We start from the raw sequence: 19,571 nt of genomic DNA, 5'->3' as shown, positions 1-19,571 counted from the left end.
GATGGCGAAAATCGCCTACGAAGACTTCGAGCGGCAAGTCGTGCAGCATCACCTGATCAAAGGCAACGTGTATGAGAACGGCGCGACGCTGGTCGAGCGCGCGAACCGGTGGATCAAGGAAAACGGTGTGGATGTACTGAACGTCGAGAGCCTCTCGACGTTCGGCGCGGGCGACGATACCAGCGTCAGCCATTGGTACTCGGGCATTCGCGTCTGGTATCGCACCACATGAAAGGCGCGTTCGACTGAATCAGCCGCGACCGACGAACGGCATCTTGGTCGCCATCACGGTATGGAACAGTACGTTGGCTTCGAGCGGCAGATTCGCCATGTAAAGCACCGATTGGCCGACGATCTTCACGTCCATCATCGGTTCGATGGCGGTCTCGCCGTTCGCCTGCGGCACGCCGCGCGACATGCGCTCGGACAGATCCGTCAGTGCGTTGCCGACATCCACTTGACCGACCGCGATGTCGTACTTGCGACCATCGAGCGATGCGGATTTCGTCAGTCCACCGACCGCGTGCTTGGTCGCCGTGTAGGCGGCCGAATTCGGACGCGGCGCGCTCGCCGAAATGGAACCGTTATTGATGATGCGGCCGCCTCGCGGTGTTTGTGCGCGCATCGTCCGGAACGCCTGTTGCAGGCAATAGAACATGCCGTTCAGATTGACGTTCACCACGCCTTGCCATTGCTCGGGCGTCCATTCCTCGAACGGTCCCGGCGGATTGCTCACGCCCGCGTTGTTGAACAGCAAATCGACGCGTCCGAAGCGCTCGACTGCCGCCGCAAAGAGCTTTTCGACCGATTGCGGATCGGAGACGTCCGTCGGAACGGCAAGCGCGCGTTCGCTTGCGTCGGCTTCGCCGATGACCGCTTCGAGCGGCGCCGCGCGTCGGCCCGCAAGCACGACCGACCAGCCGTCGCCGAGTAGAGCAAGCGCCGCCGCACGGCCGATGCCGCTCCCTGCTCCGGTGACGATGGCAATGCGCTTCTGCTGATTCACTGCGTCGGACATGTCGGCGTTCTCCTGTTGTGGTGCGCGCGCACCCTTGTGAGTGCGTCGCGCGATTGGAAGAACATTATCGACGAATGCGGAGACAAGCGCGGCGCATTTCAGCGAGCGCTTTCAAAGACGTTTCAACGATTACTCGATGCTTCCGTCGCCACCGTGCGCGCGGTGTTGCGCATGTTGCTGCCATCGCAGAAGACGACGGTCATCATCATCGGCACGACTTCATGGACGATTGCGTTGCTGCCGGATTCGCGCACGCGATCCTCGACCGTATCTTTCGCGCCGAGCACGACGACGCCGTAAGCCGAGTCGTTGATCGGACGGCCGTTGCCCTGCTTGAACATGGCATCGCCCTGTTCGTAGCCGAGCACGGCATATACGCGAAACCCGTAGGCCGTGAGTTCGCTGCCTTGGGTCGGCTTGAACGCGTTGACCGAGTTGGCTTCGACGCGCATCGGCGCAGCGTCGATCGAGCGGTCGTCGCGCAGTGGCGCGATGAAGCGATGCGCGCTGGATTGGCAGTCGAGCTGGCTTTCGAGCGGACGGGCAGTCGAGACGCCGGGTATCAGCGCGCCGGCGAGTGCGGCAAGGACGGTAAGCGTGGCGAAAGGGACGGTTTTCATGGCAGCAGCAATTCAACGGTTGAGTTGATCGACACGGCATGGACTACGTTTTGTGTAATGCAATAAGCAAGCCAATTTTTTAGTTTGTCTTTGTTTGCGGCTGCCTGGGGCGGTGAGTCGTGACGGCGGCGTGCGCTAACTGCTTGTCTTCGCTGTGGTTTTTACAATTGCGCGTGTAGTTGATTCGTGCGGTTTTGTAAGCGCGATCGAATTGCTTCGATACCCGATGTGTTTGGGTTTGGACGACAAAGTTGCATGTGCAACGACAGTCGGCCCGAGTGCGCTTCGGCGAAACAACGGGACCTTTGGATAGAAGTAATTGCAAGCGCCCAGGCCCGCTAATGATGCGAGCTGTTGATTACCATCGGCTATATTGAGCAATTCTTTTCTTCTGGAACCAGCATGACTTCTTTAGTTGATTTTCCGATCACCCAGAAGTGGCCAGCACAACACCCCGAACGCATTCAGCTTTACTCGCTACCGACGCCCAATGGCGTGAAGGTGTCGATCATGCTGGAAGAGACAGGGCTGCCTTACGAGCCGCATCTCGTGCGATTCGATACCAACGATCAAATGTCGCCAGAATTCCTGTCGCTGAATCCGAACAATAAGATTCCCGCGATCATCGATCCGAACGGTCCGAACGGTCAACCGCTGCCGCTTTTCGAATCCGGGGCGATTCTGCTTTATCTCGCCGATAAAAGCGGCCAATTCGTTCCGGCAGACCCGGCGCAACGCTACGAAGCCATTCAATGGCTGATGTTCCAGATGGGCGGTGTCGGCCCGATGTTCGGCCAGGTCGGATTCTTCAACAAATTTGCCGGCAAGGACTACGAGGACAAGCGTCCGCGCGATCGCTACGTCGCCGAAGCGAAACGCCTGCTCGCAGTCCTCGACAAACACCTCGCCGGCCGCGACTGGATTTCGGGGAATGAGTACAGCATCGCCGATATCGCGACGTTTCCGTGGATTCGCAATCTAGTCGGATTTTATGAAGCACGCGATCTCGTCGGTTTCGACGATTTCGCGAACGTAAAGCGCGTGCTCGATGTGTTCCTCGCGCGCCCGGCGGTTCAACGTGGACTAGAGATTCCGAAGCGCGTGTGATCGTTGGATTTTTGCTTGATCAACCGTCGCTGACGATATTGCCGAAATCGTGCGGAAACGGTTAAGGGCGAACGCGCGTGCCAGTCGCAGCTTTTTGACACGTTAGACGCGTTCGCTGGGACAGGTCCACAATGTGGGGCATCGCGCGAAAATCAGACGTCGGGTTTAAAGCCTTTCGCATCAATAGTTTGCCCCGGCGCTCAGGATATCCACAAGCTTGTCCAGTGCGGATGTGGATAAAAAGCGAAGCGCGCCTTTTCAATGCGACCGTTTCGGGAGCCGGCAACCCATGAATGTTATTTCCTGTTCCCAAACCGCGACGCGGCCCGGCCGCCGATTCGCCGTTGCCGTGCTTGCGTTGATTTGCGTGGTCGCTCATGCGGAAACGCAGTGTCCGGGTTACGTCGAAACCGGCGCCGGCAGCGCGTTCGATCTGGCTGGCATCATCAAGGACACCGGGTCGCCGCAACTTGCGCTGGATCGGGTGCGCAAAGCGGTATCGAAAATCGATGCGGGCGGCGGCTGCTCGATATTCGCCAACACTCGCGCGTGTGAGGAAACGCTCAACCTTGCGCATAAGGCAATCGACGCGTTGCAGACGTGTTCATCGACGTCGGCGCCGAAAGGCACATCGCACGGTTGAGAAAATCGCGGACGAAAAAAAACGCGCCGCCAAAACTGGCGGCGCGTTTCGATGCCTCAACAGCCCTTAAAACGATCAGCGATCCAGGAAAGGACGCAGCTTGTCCGCGCGGCTCGGATGCATGAGCTTGCGCATTGCCTTGCTTTCGATCTGGCGAATACGCTCGCGCGTCACATCGAACTGCTTGCCCAATTCTTCGAGCGTGTAGTCGGACGCTGTATCGATACCAAAGCGCATGCGCAGAACCTTCGCTTCGCGCGGCGAAAGCGCATTGAGCGCATCGTCGATTGCGGCGCGCATATTCGCGTGCACGGCCGCATCCGCCGGCGATGCCGCGCCTTGGTCCTCGATCATGTCGCCGAGCGTCGCGTCGGCATCTTCACCGACCGGCGTTTCGAGCGACACAGGTTGCTTCGCAATCTTCAGGATGCCGCGAATCTTCTCTTCCGGCATTTCCATGCGTTCCGCGAGCACCGACGGATGCGCTTCCTGTCCCGTCTGCTGCAGGATTTCACGCGAAATGCGGTTCAGCTTGTTGATCGTTTCGATCATGTGAACCGGCACGCGAATCGTGCGCGCCTGATCGGCAAGCGAACGCGTCACAGCCTGACGAACCCACCAGGTTGCATACGTCGAAAACTTCCAGCCACGACGATATTCGAACTTGTCCACTGCCTTCATCAAGCCGATATTGCCTTCCTGAATCAAGTCGAGAAACTGCATGCCGCGGTTGACGTACTTCTTCGCAATCGAAATCACGAGACGCAGATTTGCCTCGATCATTTCACGCTTAGCCTGACGCATTTTCAACTCGGCAGCCGTCATCTGACGATTGATCTGCTTGAGCTGCTTGAGCGGTAATGCAACACGCGCTTCGATGTCGATGAGCTTTTGCTGTTCAGCCTGAATGGCCGGCAAACTGCGCTCGAGCGACGCGCCGTATTGACGCGAAGCCGCCGCAGTGCGCGCCGTCCATTCGAGATCGGTCTCGTTGCCCGGGAACGATTCGACGAACTTGTCGCGCGGCATGCCGCAACGATCTACCGCGATTTGCAGCACGCGACGCTCGATCTCGCGAACTTGCGCAACCTGCTGCTGGACGTCCGCGCACAAACGGTCGATGGTCTTCGCCGTGAAGCGAATTGAACCGAGCTCGCGTTGAATCTCCGTGCGTGCCCGTTCGACGGCCTTCGAAGCGGCGGCGCCTGAACTCTTCGGACTGCTTGCTTGCTCGGCAAGCTCGCTCACGCGCGCGAAAACTTCCAGGCAATCCGCTTTGAGCTGCTTCAAACGCGCTTCATTCGATGCAGCGGAATCGCCGCCTTCGAGGTCGTCTTCGGAGTCTTCATCGTCGCCGGATTCGTCGGTGTCCGTATCAATCTCGGACGTTTCCGATGTATCGGATGCCGAAATATCTTCTTCCACCGTATCGTCTTCCTTCAGACCGTCGACGAGTTCGTCGATCTTGATCTCGCCCGATTCGACTTGAGCCGCGTCCGCCAGAATGGTGGCGACCGTGGACGGGCACGCAGCGATGGCCTGAATCATTTCATGCAAGCCATCTTCAATGCGCTTCGCAATGGCGATTTCGCCAGCGCGCGTCAACAGTTCGGTTGCGCCCATTTCACGCATATACATGCGAACGGGGTCCGTCGTGCGGCCGAACTCGGAATCGACGGTTTGCAGCGCGTTCTCGGCTTCTTCTTCCGACTGTTCATCGGCGACGACAGCAGGCGCGTTATCGCTCAAGAGCAGCGTTTCAGCATCGGGCGCTTGCTCATACACCGCGACGCCCATGTCGTTGAACGTGCTGACAATGGTTTCCATCGCCGCCGTTTGCGCGAAGTTGTCCGGCAAGTGGTCATTGATTTCGGCGTGGGTCAAATACCCCCGCTCCTTGCCCAACTGAATGAGCGCGCGCATTTGGCGCTGACGCTCCTCTTCCTGCTCCGCCGTCGTGGGGACATCGGGCTGCATCGTGCCGGTCTGGCCCTTACCCTTCCCTGCCCGTCGACCCGCGGACCTGCGCGCCGGCGCGACAATATCCAGCTCCGAATCTTCCCGATCAAAACTTGCCATACTTTCTCCTCGACAGGTTTGCTCGACGATGACAGGTCCGTGCGCGAGCGAAAAGGCTCGCTGACTTTGGTAGGCATTCGGCGCACGCTTTTCGCTGCCGAGACTGCTGACTCTATATGGACGGGTGGCTGAAAATCGCTTCGAGCAAAATGCACAGTCCCGTCTAGTTCGACGTACTGCACCTTCCATTCGCCCTAGCGGGCGCAACCTTAGACTATATCAGCATTCGTTACGATGTGGGCTGTTTTTTCAATATGCCAGCGTGGGCTCTAACATAGCCAGTGTCGGCGACAAGGCTCGAGATCCCCGTATGCGCTGGCACTTGTTCGATGCTCGCCTTTTCGATGACGGACGCACTATTCAACGCTCTTGGCAGTCCATTTGGCCCGCCGGCCTGTTTAGCAAGTATGAGCAATTTCAGCGCTTTCAAGCGCGACTGCGCCGCGTGTGAGCATGTCGACGTCTTTAGTTCATGTGTGTCATCGTTTTGAGGTTTGGAACGCGATGCTTGCGCTGGCGGCGCAACAGACGTGTGCGGAACGATCTTCCCGGCTTTGATGGCCGCGAGGAAGTCGGTCGCCCAGGCGCCTGCCCTAGTGCGGGGGTGTCGCTCGTCGCGATGATGCGTCGTGACGGATTTCGCGTCCTCAGAGACGAGGAATGTTCTTGCGCCGTCATGGCTCACAAAAGATTGACCGGCAAGCTGGGCAGATGCTCTTTGCAATTCGATGCCGCGAGCTATCCGAGTTTGCTTCTCAACGTTTCCTTCGTGAATGGTCCGCACGCGGTATGCAAAGTCGACGGGGGCACGAAGGAGTGCACGCAGATAGCTGATCGGATGCTTCGCCCGTTGGAGGTGTTTCCAGGAGGCTTCGACTACATCGGACAGACGCTTGGCGTGTTCGGACGCTTCGCGCATGAGCCGAAAGATCAGGAAATGACGAAAGCCCAGACCGCGTAGACGTTCGAGGTCCGCTGGGAGCTTTCCTGGTTGTCTCTTTTGATTAGTAGGGTATAGATCCTTATATATAGTGCGGTCTGCCACCGTGGCAGACGGTGAGATCAAGGAAGGAGATTGCTCGCGGTTTGCTTTCGGTTCGTTTGAATCTTGAGCCTGAGTTGTCGTATCGCTACCTGACTCAACAAGACCTAGAAGGGTAACGACCTTTGGTGTGAGATGTAGGTAGGCACGTCCGAACAGCCCAGCGGCGCCGTAGCGAGTCTGCGGAGGACGTGTAATTAAGGCCTCTTTCTCCAAATCCTCAAGGCTTCGATAGAACGTACGCATGGACTGCATTGCGCGGCCGGTTAGCAATTCACGGCGAGCGAAGATTGCCGCGTAGGGACGACGTGCGTCGACAGTGCGAGCCAGAGCGGCGAGTAAGGCTCGAGCGCGTGCAGGTAGCGCGGCGAGATGATTCGCTCGGTGAGCGGCTCGAAAGATGACCCAGGGAAGGTTGGATCGATCGCAAGCGTAATCATCGAGCGCTTGTTGGTCCGCAAAGTTCTCGGATGATTCGTGGTTTTCGAGGCGAGAAAAATCCTCGCCTGCAACGGAAAGTTGCGCGATATGCATGTCAAGTACATCCATTTTTGGAAATGGAGGACAAACGCTTGACTGCCGATCGCGATCCGCTAAACTTCGATCTGTGTACTTCGTGACCCGATTGGCGTCGGGAAGCGGACCGGGCGAGCAGCAGTTGAGCCCGAATTCAAAAGCCTTCGGTTGGCGCCGAAGGCTTTTGTCTTTCTAACGCAAATTACTTACATCGTTGCCTCGCGTTTATATTTTTCAAGTGATTGATTATTAACGAGTTTCTAGTAGGCTCATCGGTTGGCGCCATCTAAGCTTGAAGTAACTCGTTGATTTCAAACTAAAATCTTCTAGAGCCTTAGTTTCTTTCGATATCGGTCAACGTCTTGTTGATGAAATCCGCAATTCGTTGCCCCCATTGCTCGGCGTCACCTGCGTCGTTCTCGAAGAATCTAACTCCGACTACGCCGTTTCTCGTTGAGACCTCGCAGACCTTTCTCCGTCCCGCGCGAACAACAGTAGTACTAGGTGCGACCGCCTTAGGCTTCTCCGCCGCCAGCGCCACCGCTTTGTCTTGCGTAAAGTTCTCGTCATCAACCAATCGGCGAATTGCTTCAACGACTTTTTCCGCTTTGCCCGCCTCAGTTAAAGCGGCGAGCTTTTGCGCAGCATTGCTACCGAGTCTTTCCGGCTTTTCCGCAAGCGCCGCCTTTGCAGCCTCTGGCAGAGCGTCGAACGAAAAAATGCGGGTAACATGGCTTTTGCTGAGTCCCGCGCTCTCCGAAATTTCGGTGCGCGAAAGCCCGCTCAACTCCTGCAGGCGTTTGAAATTCCAATACTTCTCGAAGTCAGTCAGAGAAGGTGAAAGCAGGTTCGAGAAGAACGCCGCAAATTCAATTTCACCTTCTTCGATCGACGCCACGTTAGCGCGGATAGTGTTGCGACCAAGCTCGCGATATGCGGCCACACGGTTGTGACCAGCCACGATTTCATAACGCCCATCGGTAAGCGTGCGCACCAAAATTGGCGTTGCAAGAGCGTGCTGGGAAAGGTTGCTCTTCAGTTCCTGGAACTGTTCGCTGGTCAGCTTCCGCCGCCGCCCGCTGACCTCGATCAGCGCGTCAAGCGGTACTTCCAAGGCGGCTCGCTCTTCGAGCTGCGTTTCCAATTCTTTGATGCGCGCCTGCGCCGTGTTGATGCGATGCTGCGCGTCCATCAACCTTCCGGGTGACGTCCGCGCCTCCGTGCTCGTGGCACGCGGCTGATTTGGCTCGGCCGCCTTGGTTCCAATGTTTGCCGTCTTTGCCAGCAGTCTGTCGCCGATACCCATTTAAGCCTCCGATTGATTCCAGGCGCGGACGAACTGCGCGTCGAGATGTTCGGCGAGCCGATCGAGCGGCTCTTTGAACCGGTTGTACGCGGCAGTGCTTCCATCGGGCTTCGACAAGTCATAGACCGTGGACAGCTGAGCAGAAGCGCCCTTCGGTACCGTCGACTCGGGAATCTCAAACGGAAGGACGCGATCGCCATAAGCCTTCTGAAGCCAGCCGCGCACGACGCGCGACACATCGTCGGACTTTGCCTTGGTCAGAATCACATTGACGAAGTCGAAGCGCTTCTGTTCGAGCACGCCGGGCAGCTTCTTCGCGATGTCCGCGAATAGATGCCAGAATTGAGTCGAGCTGGCAAAGTCGAGTGCTTCGGGCGGGCAGGGCAGCAAGATTGCGTCGGAGGCGAGCAGAGCGTTGATCGTGAGGTAACTAAGCGCAGGCGGCGTGTCTATGACAACGGCGTCATACTCCGCCGTTAGCGGCAACAGGCCTTTGCGCAAAATCTCCCAAAACTCGAACGTGCTGTCGTTGAGAACCTTGGCAGGAATCTCGAACTCGGCGTCAAACAAGGACGATGACGCTGGGACGAGATCCAGGTTGTGCCAATAGGTCTCCTGCACCGCGTAGTGCAGCGTTTGCTGATCGCCGTATATAAGTGGAAGGAGCGTCTGATCGTCGGAGATCTCCGCATCCGGTGCCCAGCCGCAAAGCTGCGTAGTCGTGCCTTGCGGGTCGCAATCGATTACCAGCACGCGCCGGCCGAGCAGAGTGAGCGCTTGGGCGGCGGATACTGCAGTGGTGGTTTTCGCAACACCACCCTTGAAGTTCGCGACAGTAACGATACGTCCGCGTTTACCCTCGGGTCTTCGCGCTCGCTCCTTGGTCGCCCGAATCCACGTCAACGTTTCTTCAAGCGTGAACTCCTTGCTCCGGCCGGCGCCTTTCGACGTTCCAGCGGGAAGTTCACCCTTGGTCGTGAGGTACTGAAACCGCTGCTTATCGACTCCGCAAAGCGAGGCCACCTGAGCACTCGTGAAAGTCGGCGCGCTTTTGCGGGGATACGGCTCCAGCATTGCGTCGCGGATCTGATTAAGAATGTCAGTGGCTTGGGCGGCCACTCCCAAGAGCGTCTCGATTGAGACGGATTGATCGACTTCCGGAAGCCGAGCGCTTAGCATTGAATTCGCGGTCACTGGCGGGCCTAAGTAAGCTATAGATTCTTCGGTTTGTGGAAAACATGCTGCAAACCGAAGAATAAACGGCCAACCGGTAAACCTCAAGTAAACTCTGAAGTTGTTTTATCCCGAAATCGGGCGTTTTTACAACACGACGTTTACTTGACGGGCAGCGAATCAGTCGACAAGGGCCCTTGAGCGGCGAATGTTGCCCTCCGAATCAATCGTTCGACGCCTAGTAGTTTGGACGAATCCTGATTTTCCAGGTAAACCTTCGTCGTCGAAAGTTTCGAATGACCCAAGTTAGCGCTGACCTCCGGTAACGCAGCGCCGTGCGTCAGCGCATGAACGGAGTGCGTGTGTCGAATCCAATGAGTGCTGGCCTGTGCGAGGCGCTTGCCGGAGCCGGGAACATAACCCTCGGCGAGAGCGGCCGCATTTGCGAACACCCGCTTGAACAGTTTGCCGATGCCATCCGGCCCAAGTGCATTGCCGCCGCGAGTCTGCGCGAGAATCGGCGTGCCTTCTGGACAGGCCAAGGGATCAGACAAACCGCGAAGCGCCAGATTTTCGATCAGCGCTTCCGCAACGGCCGGCGGCAAAAACACTGTTCTTGGTTCGCCGCGCTGACGCGCGACGCGTACTCGCCAGATCGGACCGGCAACGCCGGAAAGCCGTCCGACCGATAGCGCTTCCGTAGTCGCTGCGGCTAGTTCTCCCCGACGCATGCCGGTGGCATACGCCAAAAGCAGCGCCAAGCGGTCACGATGCTCGGCGAAACCATAGACATCGCGCGATACCGACTGCAGCACAATCTGCCACTGATCCGTATCGAGTGAGCGGTCCACGGCGTCGAAGACCGGCGGCTCGGCCACACGCGTCTGTGCAATAAATGGGTTTGTCGCCAGATACCCCTGCGCCTCTAGCCACGCGCCCATCGCGCTTAAAATTGCGCGCGCGGATTCCCGGCTTCGATCAGAAAGTGGCCCGGCAAAAGGCCGCCAGCTCGAAAGGCATCGATCGACGCGACCTTTTGCCACCCAGCGCGCGGAAGGCTGCGGATTCGGTAAAAAAGCCGTGATGTACTCGTTGCAGTCGGCCTCGTCTAAAGACGACATCGGCTTGTGTTTTTCCACCACGGCCCAGAGCAGCAACCGTTCTGCTTCCCGGCGATAAGCCCTTTGCGTGTGCGCGCTGGCCGTTCGCGCGGCGAGCCACGCGTGGATTGCCTGCAGATCCGTGCCAAATTCTGACGGCCGTCGATTCGTCCCCTTCGACCCATCAAGCGCAGCAGGAACTCGCAGCGCTTCGAGCGGGGCAATCCGAAGCGTCTCGTCCCGCGACCCGGTCCATTCAGAACCTCGTGCCGATGCGTCACTCGGCCAATCGCGCCGCGGCACAAGGGCCAACGGTGAAAAAGTATGGCGAAGCGCGTTCGCGTGAAGTTGCAGCCAGTCCACGATTCGCTGCGCGCCTTTCGGCCCGAGTCGCGGAACCGCCGTGTACCAGCGGTGGCGCCGAGTTTCGATCAGCGAAACGACGTCCCCGACGGTGGAAAGCCCGACCGCCGCGAGCCGCGCGGTCACAGCCGGTTCGAACCAGCCGTCCAGCGGGTGATCCGGCCGTGGCTCTTGCGCGAGACTTGCCTCCATTCGCGAAAGCGCGTCGGTCTGCCGCCGTCGCAGCCGGAGATTGCGGGAAGCCCGCCGATCCAGCGCCGGTGTGGCGCCGGGTGGATATTCTTCCTCGTGGAGCGCTAGTAATTCGGCTTCGCTATAGACGCCGTCGGGGTCGATCCGCTCACGGTATTCATCGAGCGATGGCGTGTCTTGCGTCTGCGGCGGCTCGAAAAGCGGGATACTGCCCGGCCGCAACCGTAAGAGGTAAGCGGCGTCGGTATCGTGCGCGCGTCGGGCCAGCACGGAAAGCGTGTCGCGCAACGTGACGATAAGCCGACGCGTGGTGCGGACATCCGTACCGGCATCGCCATAAGACGCGTGAAGTTTTGCCTCGGAGACGCCATCTAAATAGCCGCGATACAGCGCAAAGTGTTGGCGAGTCAGGCGGCGCGTGAGCGAAAAGCGGGGCGTGTCCGCAGCCGGATTGGTTATACTCGCCGGGTTAGCTGTTGCCATCCTGCTTGATTTCCCTTTGTATTCAACAATTTGCGGGAAGGTTATCAACCAGCTTCGAATTTGACAAGGAAAATCGCACAGTCTGATAAGTGGATTAATCAGACTGTGCGATTCGAAGGCCGATGTCGAACGAACCGTCAGCTTGAATGTTCAATTCGCAAGGCGCATATTTCCAGCACGTTCATAGCGGACTTTCAGGAGAGACGTGCCGATGCGCGGACCCAGACGCCCCGAGTTGAAGCAATCGGGAGAGGACGACGCTCCCCGCCCGAGTCTTCCGGAGGTCTTCGCGTCGGTGCGCGTGCCGGTGGGCGGATGGTGGTTCAGGCGCTTTCTCGCTTTCGCCGGGCCAGGCTACATGATCTCGGTCGGCTATATGGATCCGGGCAACTGGGCGACGGACATCGCGGGGGGATCGCGCTTCGGCTATACACTGCTCGCCGTCATCCTTCTTTCCAATCTGATGGCGATTCTTCTGCAATCGCTTGCCGTGCGCCTCGGCGTGGCGACCGGCCGCGATCTGGCGCAGGCGTGCCGCGATCATTATTCGAAACCGGTGAATCTCGCACTTTGGCTCGCCTGTGAGGCGGCGATCATCGCGTGCGATCTGGCCGAAGTCATCGGCACGGCCATCGCGCTGAAGTTGCTGTTCGGTATTCCGTTGATCGCCGGCGCGCTCGTCACCGCGCTCGATGCTTTCCTGCTGCTCTTCCTGATCAACAAGGGTTTCCGCCTGCTCGAAGCGTTCGTCATCGTGTTGCTCGTCGTGATAGCAGGCTGCTTTGCCTTGCAGATCGCCGCAGCCGCGCCACCTTGGGGCGAGGTCATGCGCGGCTTCGTGCCATCGACGGAAATCGTGACGAATCGCGAAATGCTGTACGTGGCCATTGGCATCCTCGGCGCGACGGTCATGCCGCACAACCTGTATCTGCATTCTTCGGTGGTGCAGACGCGCGCGTTCGGCGATTCGATTCCCGCCCGCCGCGAGGCGATCCGTTTCGCGACCATCGACAGCACGATTGCGCTGACCCTCGCGCTCTTCGTCAACGCGGCGATCCTGATCGTGGCCGCCGCCGTGTTCCACGCGAAGGGCCATTTGGAAGTCGTCGAGATCGAGGAAGCGTTCCGGCTCTTGTCGCCGCTTTTGGGTTTCGGCATTGCATCGACCTTGTTCGCGGTCGCGCTGCTCGCGTCGGGCCTGAACTCGACCGTCACCGCGACGCTCGCCGGCCAAATCGTCATGGAAGGTTTTCTGCGACTGCGCATTCCGAACTGGGCGCGACGGCTCATCACGCGAGGTCTTGCTATCGTGCCGGTCATTGTCGTTACCGCGCTGTATGGAGAGAAGGGCACGACGCATCTGCTCGTCCTGAGTCAGGTGATCCTGTCGATGCAATTGCCTTTTGCCGTCATCCCGCTCGTCCGATTCGTTTCGGACCGACGCAAATTGGGTGTCTTCGTCGTTTCGCGCTGGACCGCCGCGCTGGCGTGGCTGGTTGCGGCGGTGATCGTCGTGCTCAACGTGAAACTGCTCGTCGATACCTTTTTCGTTTGAACGCGCCACGTCCTCTATATAGATAGAACGGCCGAGTAGTCGAAATGGCTTAAGGACGGAGTGATGGCACAAAGCCTTTCAACGACCATCCATCAAAGACGAAGTCCCTGAAAACGCCGCCGCGATAGATTCCTCAGCATGCTTTGCTTAAATGAAACCCGTGCACTAACCTGACCTTTGCACCGTGGTAGCAGGTGAGTCGGTCGTTGGCGTGCGTGCAACTCTCCGCATCCGCGCCAGGAAAAACGAAACAGTCGGGGCGTCGGAAAAAACATGAACTGCTTGAGGCCCGCTGTTCACCTGACGCCGCTCGTTCGAGGGTTATCGCTCGCGTTCGGTGTCTTTTGTCTTTCGCGCGCGCTGCCGGCTCTGGGCGCATGTGACAACAACGCACCGCAATCCGGCGAGACGGCTACGTGCGATACCCGCGTGCCCAATCCCTCGACCTCGCCGGTCATCGCGGTTTCAGGCAGCGTCAACGTAACGATCGAAGTGTTGCCCGGCGCCGAACTCGATGTCGGTAGCAACAACGGCATTCTCATCCGCGACACGAGCCTCGCAAGCAACAGCGGCACGCTGCGAATCAACGCTGGCGGCGCCAATGCCATGACCAGTCAAGGCATTGGCGCCGGTCGCAATACGCTGCTGAACCGCGGCGCCGTCTTTACCACCGGCTCGGGCGCAGCGGGCATCTTCAACTCCGCTGCCGCGGTCACGATCCACAACGAATCGACGGGCGTCATCCGCACGAACGGTGCGAACGCCGCAGCGATGATCGACTCTCAAAGTTCGGGCAGCGGCACGCTGATCAACGACGGAGGCGTCGCGACGAGCGGCGCGAACTCGTACGGCATGGCCGCCGTGACGCATGGCGATTCCCTCGTGAACAACGGCACGATCACGACGACCGGTGCATTGGCGCACGGCGTCTCTGTCAACGCCAGTGCGGGCGGCAACGTCATCACGAACAATGGCGCGATCGACGTGTCGGGCGATGGCGCGCATGGCATCGCTTCGCTCGATGCCTCGCCAGGCGCAATCACCAACACCGGCACGATCACCGCGCGCGGCGCTGGCGGAACGGGCGCCTCCGTCACCGGGCGCGTGTCCTTCGTGAATGCGGCGGGCGCGAGCATCGTGAGTCAGCAGGCAAGCGGGATCGCAGCGAACGGCGGCGGCACGCTCGACAACGCCGGCTCGATTCAAGGCGCGACCGGCGTGACGATTGCCAACGGAGCCGAGACGATTAGCAACTCCGGGACGATTCGCGGCGACACCGGTGAGGCCGTCGTGGCGAACGGGCGCATCAACGTGTCGATCAGCAATACGGGCGTGATTGCCGGAAGCGCGGGCGTTGCCGTGCGCACCGATACCGGAAGCGACACGTTCAACATGAACGGCGGAACGGTCACGGGACAGGTCCGCCAGGGCGATGGCATCGACGCCTTCACGATGACGGCGGGCCAGCTCGATTCGCTCGATCAAGGCGATGGACGCGACACGCTCACGATGTCCGGAGGACGCATCGTCGGCGTGTTCGCGAATGGCGATGTTGCGCAAATCACGGGCGGGCGCATCGGCACAGCGGACCTGAACATCGGCAACAACGTCTTCACGATGTCCGGCGGACAAATCGACGGCAACGTCACCGCCGCCCAGAACGACGACACTTTCTCGCTTTCGGGCGGGACGATTGGCGGACGGGTCGATCTCGGCAGCGGCACGAACAAGCTGACCATCACGGGCGGCACGATCGGTCAGGGCGTGACGACGACGAGCGGAGCGGACACGCTCGCCTGGAGCGGCGGCGCGATTAGCGGGCCGGTGTCGCTCGGCGCGGGCAACGACACTGCCACGATTCGCAATCTGACCGATGCGACACTCGCCGCGACGACGCGCATCGACGGCGGCGCGGGCATCGACGCTTTGACATTCGACAATTCGCAAGTGAGCGGGCTGAACCGCTTCGTCGGTTGGGAGACGATTACTGCATCGAATGCAACGCAACTCACGTTCGATGAAAACGGCCTGACGCTCGGCGATACCACGACCGGCGCCGGATTACTCGATCTCGATGCGACGAGCACGATTTTGGCGGGCGGGATCGGGCGCGTGGCGCTCCAGCCCGCCGTCGCCGGACAACTCGTTACGCTGAACAACGCGGGAACGATCGACCTGACGAACGGCGGCGCGAGTACGAGCGATGCGTTCGTCGTGAATGGCAACTACACGGGCAACAACGGCCGGCTGCTGGTGCAGAGCGTCGTAGGCGCGGACGGCGCGCCGAGCGACAGACTCGTGGTTGCGCAAGGCGTGGGCGCCGGGACGACTTCGATTGGCGTAACTAACGTCGGCGGCGCTGGCGGGCTCACGGCGAACGACGGGATTCAGGTCGTGCAGGCAACCAACGGCGCGACGACATCGGCGGGCGCGTTCACGCTGGCGCATCCGGTAGCGGCGGGCGCTTTCCAGTATTACCTGTTCAAGGGCGGTGTCAGTGATGGAACGGCTGACAACTGGTATCTGCGGTCGAGCGTGCCTCCGGCTCCGGTTACGCCCGCGACACCGACACCGGCACCGGCACCGACACCGACACCGACACCGACACCAACGCCAACGCCAACGCCAGCGCCAACGCCAGCGCCAACGCCAGCGCCAACGCCAGCGCCAGCGCCAACGCCAGCGCCAACGCCAGCGCCGACGCCAACGCCAACGCCAACACCAACGCCAACACCAACACCAACGCCAACGCCAACGCCAACGCCAACACCAACGCCAACACCAACACCAACGCCAACACCAACGCCAACACCAACGCCAACACCGACGCCAACACCAACACCAACGCCAACACCAACACCGACACCGACACCGACACCAAACCCACCGACTCCAACCTCCGCCGCCGGAACACCGCCGCTTCCGCCGCCGCCACCGCCAGGCGCGGCTCCGACGCCGCTTTATCGAACCGAAGTGCCCGTCTACACCGAAGTGCCGATCATCATGCGCGAACTGGCGATCCAGCAAATCGGCACATTCCACGAACGTCAGGGCGAGCAGTCATTGCTAGGCGAAACCGGCGCGCTGCCCGCCGCATGGGCGCGCGTCTGGGGCGGCCACGCGACGCTGCGCAACAGCGGCGCGGCGGACCCGGAATTCAGCGGTGGAATCGGTGGCGCGCAAGTCGGACACGATGTGTACGCCAATGCCAGCTCCACCGGTCATCGCAATCACTATGGCTTTTTCCTCGGCTTCGCGCGCGCAAGCGGCGACGTCAGCGGCTTCGCGCTCGGCTTCCCCAACTCAGCCGTGGGCCATCTCTCGGTCGATGCCTACAGCGCCGGCCTCTACTGGACGCACATCGGCCCCGGCGGCTGGTACACGGATGCCGTCGTGCTCGGCAGCACGCTCACCGCCGATCCGGTATCGAACCGCGGCGTCGGCGCCAGCACACACGGCACGACATTCGCCGCATCGTTCGAAGCAGGGCTGCCCATCGCGCTGCCCGCGGGCCTCGGCATCGAGCCGCAAATGCAACTGATCTGGCAGCACGCGAGTCTCGACGATATCGATGACGGCATCTCGCACGTATCGTTCGATGAAGCGAGCGGTCTGATCGGGCGGCTCGGCCTACGTTTGTTCGCCAACTTCGATGCGGCCGGGACTTCGTGGCAGCCTTATTTGCGCGCGAACCTCTGGCGCGACTTCGGCGCCACCGATACCGTGACCTTCGCCGCATCGACCGTGATTCCGACGAGCGTATCCGCCACGACCGCGCAACTCGGCGCGGGTATCGTCGCGAAGGTGAGCGCACGCGGCAGCGCGTTCGCCAACGTGAATTACACGACGAATATCGGCGGCGCGCGTCGCAGCGCGATCGAAGGCGGTCTCGGCGTGCGGTGGAAGTGGTGAGCGCTCGTTGAAACCTGTTCGCTCGCGTGACTCCATGCATACTATTGGAGACTAAAAGAGCACGAACACAGGAGACGAAGATGAGCAGCGCGCCGCAATGCCCCCTGCACGACGATGCCTCTCTCGCCCCGAACGGCTGCCCTGTCAGCTCGCGCGCGGCCAGTTTCGATCCCTTCGGCGACGGCTATCAGCAAGATCCGCCCGAATATGTTCGCTGGGCGCGCGAGCAGGAGCCCGTCTTTTATAGTCCGAAGCTCGGCTACTGGGTCGTCACGCGCTACGACGACATCAAGGCGATCTTCCGCGACAACCTCACGTTCAGTCCGTCGATCGCGCTCGAAAAGATCACGCCCACGGGTCCCGAAGCCAACGCCGTCCTCGCGTCCTACGGGTTTGCGCTCAACCGCACGCTCGTCAACGAAGACGAGCCCGCGCACATGCCGCGCCGCCGCGCGCTGATGGAGCCCTTCACGCCCGACGAGCTCGCGCATCACGCGCCGATGGTCCGCGCGCTCACGCGCAGCTACGTCGATCGCTTTATCGACGATGGCCGCGCCGATCTCGTCGATCAGATGCTCTGGGAAGTGCCGCTCACCGTCGCGCTGCATTTTCTCGGCGTGCCCGAGGAAGACATGGACACGTTGCGCCGCTACTCGATCGCGCATACGGTCAATACATGGGGCCGTCCGAAGCCCGAAGAGCAGGTCGCCGTGGCGCACGCGGTCGGCAATTTCTGGCAGTACGCGGGCAAGGTGCTCGACAAGATGCGCGAAGATCCGTCCGGTCCCGGCTGGATGCAGTACGGCATCCGCAAGCAAAAGGAGCAGCCCGAAGTCGTCACCGACTCCTATCTGCATTCGATGATGATGGCGGGTATCGTCGCCGCGCACGAAACCACCGCAAACGCGACCGCCAACGCCATGAAGCTGCTGCTGCAACATCCCGACGCGTGGTGCGACATCTGCGACGACCCGAGCCTCATTCCGAACGCGGTCGAGGAATGCTTGCGCCACAACGGTTCGGTCGCGGCGTGGCGGCGGCTCGCGACGAAGGACATGGTCATCGGCGGCATCGCGATTCCGGCGGGCTCGAAGCTGTTGATCGTGACCTCATCGGCGAATCACGATCAGCATCAGTTCGCCGACGCCGACCTCTTCGACATCCGCCGCGAAAACGCCAGCGATCAACTGACTTTCGGCTACGGCGCGCATCAATGCATGGGCAAGAATCTCGCGCGCATGGAGATGCAGATTTTCCTCGACGAACTCACGCGCCGTTTGCCGCACATGAAGCTCGCGGAGCAGCGCTTTACCTATGTGCCGAACACATCGTTTCGCGGACCCGAGCACGTGTTCGTGGAATGGGACCCGGCGATGAACCCGGAGCGCGCGGACGCGTCGGTGCGCGATGCGCGCGAAGTGGTGCGGATCGGCGAGCCGTCGGCGCATGCGGTGAGCCGGCCGGTGATCGTCGAAAGCGTAAAGGCGTGCGCGGATCGCGTCGTGCGCGTGCGTCTCGCTTCCGCCGATGGCCGCGCGCTGCCGCGCTGGACGGCGGGTTCGCATATCGATGTCGTCTGCGGCGACACGGGACTCTCGCGGCAGTATTCGCTGTGCGGCGACCCGGACGAGCGCGGCGTGTTCGAGATCGCCGTGCTGCGCGAGACGGAGAGTCGCGGCGGCTCGGCATGGGTGCACGGCAATGTGAAGCCCGGCGCGCATTGGCGCATTCGCGGGCCGCGCAATCACTTCCGGCTCGACGAGACCGCTGACAGGCTCGTGCTGATCGCGGGCGGTATCGGCATTACGCCGATCGGTGCGATGGCGCGGCGCGCGCGCGCCGTTGGCATCGAATACGAAGTGCACTACAGCGGCCGCTCGCGCGCGTCGATGGCGTTCGTCGATGAACTCACCGCGCTTCATGGCGACCGTCTGCGTGTGTATGTGTCGGCGGAAGGCGAGCGCATCGACTTCGCGTCGCTGCACGTCGATGGCGGCACGCAAGTCTACGCATGCGGTCCCGCGCGCATGCTCGATGCGCTCGCCGCAGTCAGCGACGCGTGGCCGGAAGACGCGCTCACCACGGAACATTTCGAATCGACACTCAGTGCACTCGATTCCGGCAGCGAGCACGCGTTCGAAGTGGAACTGAAGGACTCCGGCTTCACGCTGACGGTTGGAGCGGGGGAAACTTTGCTTGCGACACTGAGGCGCGCAAACGTCGATGTGCAAAGCGATTGCGAAGAAGGTTTATGCGGCTCTTGCGAAGTGCGCGTGCTCGACGGAGAAATCGATCATCGCGATGTGGTCCTGACTAGAGCAGAGCGGCAATCGAATCGCCGCATGATGACGTGCTGCTCACGCGCGAAAGGATCACGGCTTGTTTTGGAGCTTTGATAATCGGCTGGGGCGAACTTTATGTGCGGCGCTTGAGCGCATATAAAGAGGTCGCTCATACGCCCG

At 60.5% G+C, this 19,571-nt stretch carries 13 protein-coding genes; 6 read left to right on the top strand and 7 right to left on the bottom strand.

All coding sequences use genetic code 11. From position 1 onward, the window contains the following. The first annotated feature begins 1 nt into the window (after window position 1). Window positions 2–232 (top strand): hypothetical protein, encoded by a 231-nt coding sequence (locus NCT04_RS27835; RefSeq protein WP_250468944.1) that lies wholly within the window; start codon window positions 2–4, stop codon window positions 230–232. 18 nt (window positions 233–250) lie between these two features. Here NCT04_RS27835 and NCT04_RS27830 read toward each other — a convergent pair whose 3' ends face one another. Both NCT04_RS27830 and NCT04_RS27825 read right to left on the bottom strand, forming a co-directional pair. Further along, on the bottom strand, window positions 251–1,018 hold the full coding sequence (locus tag NCT04_RS27830) for an SDR family oxidoreductase (protein ID WP_244829871.1): 768 nt from the start codon (window positions 1,016–1,018) through the stop codon (window positions 251–253). Window positions 1,019–1,140: 122 nt separating this feature from the next. Next, entirely contained in the window at window positions 1,141–1,638 is a 498-nt protein-coding gene (locus NCT04_RS27825; protein WP_250468942.1) for a hypothetical protein, read from the bottom strand. Window positions 1,639–2,040: 402 nt separating this feature from the next. On the opposite strand from NCT04_RS27825, the gene NCT04_RS27820 reads away from it, so the two are divergent. Then, window positions 2,041–2,745 carry a glutathione S-transferase N-terminal domain-containing protein gene (locus NCT04_RS27820; protein ID WP_250468940.1) on the top strand — a complete coding sequence of 235 codons (705 nt, stop codon included), beginning with the start codon at window positions 2,041–2,043 and terminating at the stop codon, window positions 2,743–2,745. Window positions 2,746–3,034: 289 nt separating this feature from the next. Next, window positions 3,035–3,388 carry a hypothetical protein gene (locus NCT04_RS27815; RefSeq protein WP_250468939.1) on the top strand — a complete coding sequence of 118 codons (354 nt, stop codon included), beginning with the start codon at window positions 3,035–3,037 and terminating at the stop codon, window positions 3,386–3,388. Window positions 3,389–3,463: 75 nt separating this feature from the next. On the opposite strand, the gene rpoD is transcribed toward NCT04_RS27815, so the two are convergent. From rpoD to NCT04_RS27790, 5 genes are all read right to left on the bottom strand, one after another. Beyond that, the gene (gene rpoD / locus NCT04_RS27810; protein WP_250468930.1) at window positions 3,464–5,467 is read right to left on the bottom strand and encodes an RNA polymerase sigma factor RpoD; all 2,004 of its coding nucleotides are present in this window, start codon (window positions 5,465–5,467) and stop codon (window positions 3,464–3,466) included. 229 nt (window positions 5,468–5,696) lie between these two features. Then, window positions 5,697–7,043, bottom strand: a complete 1,347-nt coding sequence (locus NCT04_RS27805) for a replication protein O (RefSeq protein ID WP_250468928.1) — start codon at window positions 7,041–7,043, stop codon at window positions 5,697–5,699. Window positions 7,044–7,359: 316 nt separating this feature from the next. Beyond that, window positions 7,360–8,331, bottom strand: a complete 972-nt coding sequence (locus NCT04_RS27800) for a ParB/RepB/Spo0J family partition protein (RefSeq protein ID WP_250468926.1) — start codon at window positions 8,329–8,331, stop codon at window positions 7,360–7,362. Further along, window positions 8,332–9,510, bottom strand: a complete 1,179-nt coding sequence (locus NCT04_RS27795; RefSeq protein ID WP_309848244.1) for a ParA family protein — start codon at window positions 9,508–9,510, stop codon at window positions 8,332–8,334. It lies immediately after the preceding gene. 155 nt (window positions 9,511–9,665) lie between these two features. Beyond that, window positions 9,666–11,690 carry a site-specific integrase gene (locus NCT04_RS27790; RefSeq protein WP_250468924.1) on the bottom strand — a complete coding sequence of 675 codons (2,025 nt, stop codon included), beginning with the start codon at window positions 11,688–11,690 and terminating at the stop codon, window positions 9,666–9,668. 163 nt (window positions 11,691–11,853) lie between these two features. On the opposite strand from NCT04_RS27790, the gene NCT04_RS27785 reads away from it, so the two are divergent. The 3 genes from NCT04_RS27785 to NCT04_RS27775 all read left to right on the top strand — a co-directional run bounded on the left by NCT04_RS27785 (window position 11,854) and on the right by NCT04_RS27775 (window position 19,505). After that, window positions 11,854–13,197 (top strand): Nramp family divalent metal transporter, encoded by a 1,344-nt coding sequence (locus NCT04_RS27785; RefSeq protein ID WP_250468922.1) that lies wholly within the window; start codon window positions 11,854–11,856, stop codon window positions 13,195–13,197. Between the two features lie 273 nt (window positions 13,198–13,470). Beyond that, entirely contained in the window at window positions 13,471–17,109 is a 3,639-nt protein-coding gene (locus NCT04_RS27780; protein ID WP_250468911.1) for an autotransporter family protein, read from the top strand. An 80-nt stretch (window positions 17,110–17,189) separates the two neighbouring features. Continuing rightward, entirely contained in the window at window positions 17,190–19,505 is a 2,316-nt protein-coding gene (locus tag NCT04_RS27775) for a cytochrome P450/oxidoreductase (RefSeq protein ID WP_250468909.1), read from the top strand. Window positions 19,506–19,571: the final 66 nt, after the last annotated feature.

The organism is Caballeronia sp. GAFFF2 (assembly GCF_023631485.1).
GTDB lineage: Bacteria > Pseudomonadota > Gammaproteobacteria > Burkholderiales > Burkholderiaceae > Caballeronia.
Note: the sequence above shows the minus strand (reverse complement) of the source record. Positions and strands in the feature narration are given on the sequence as shown.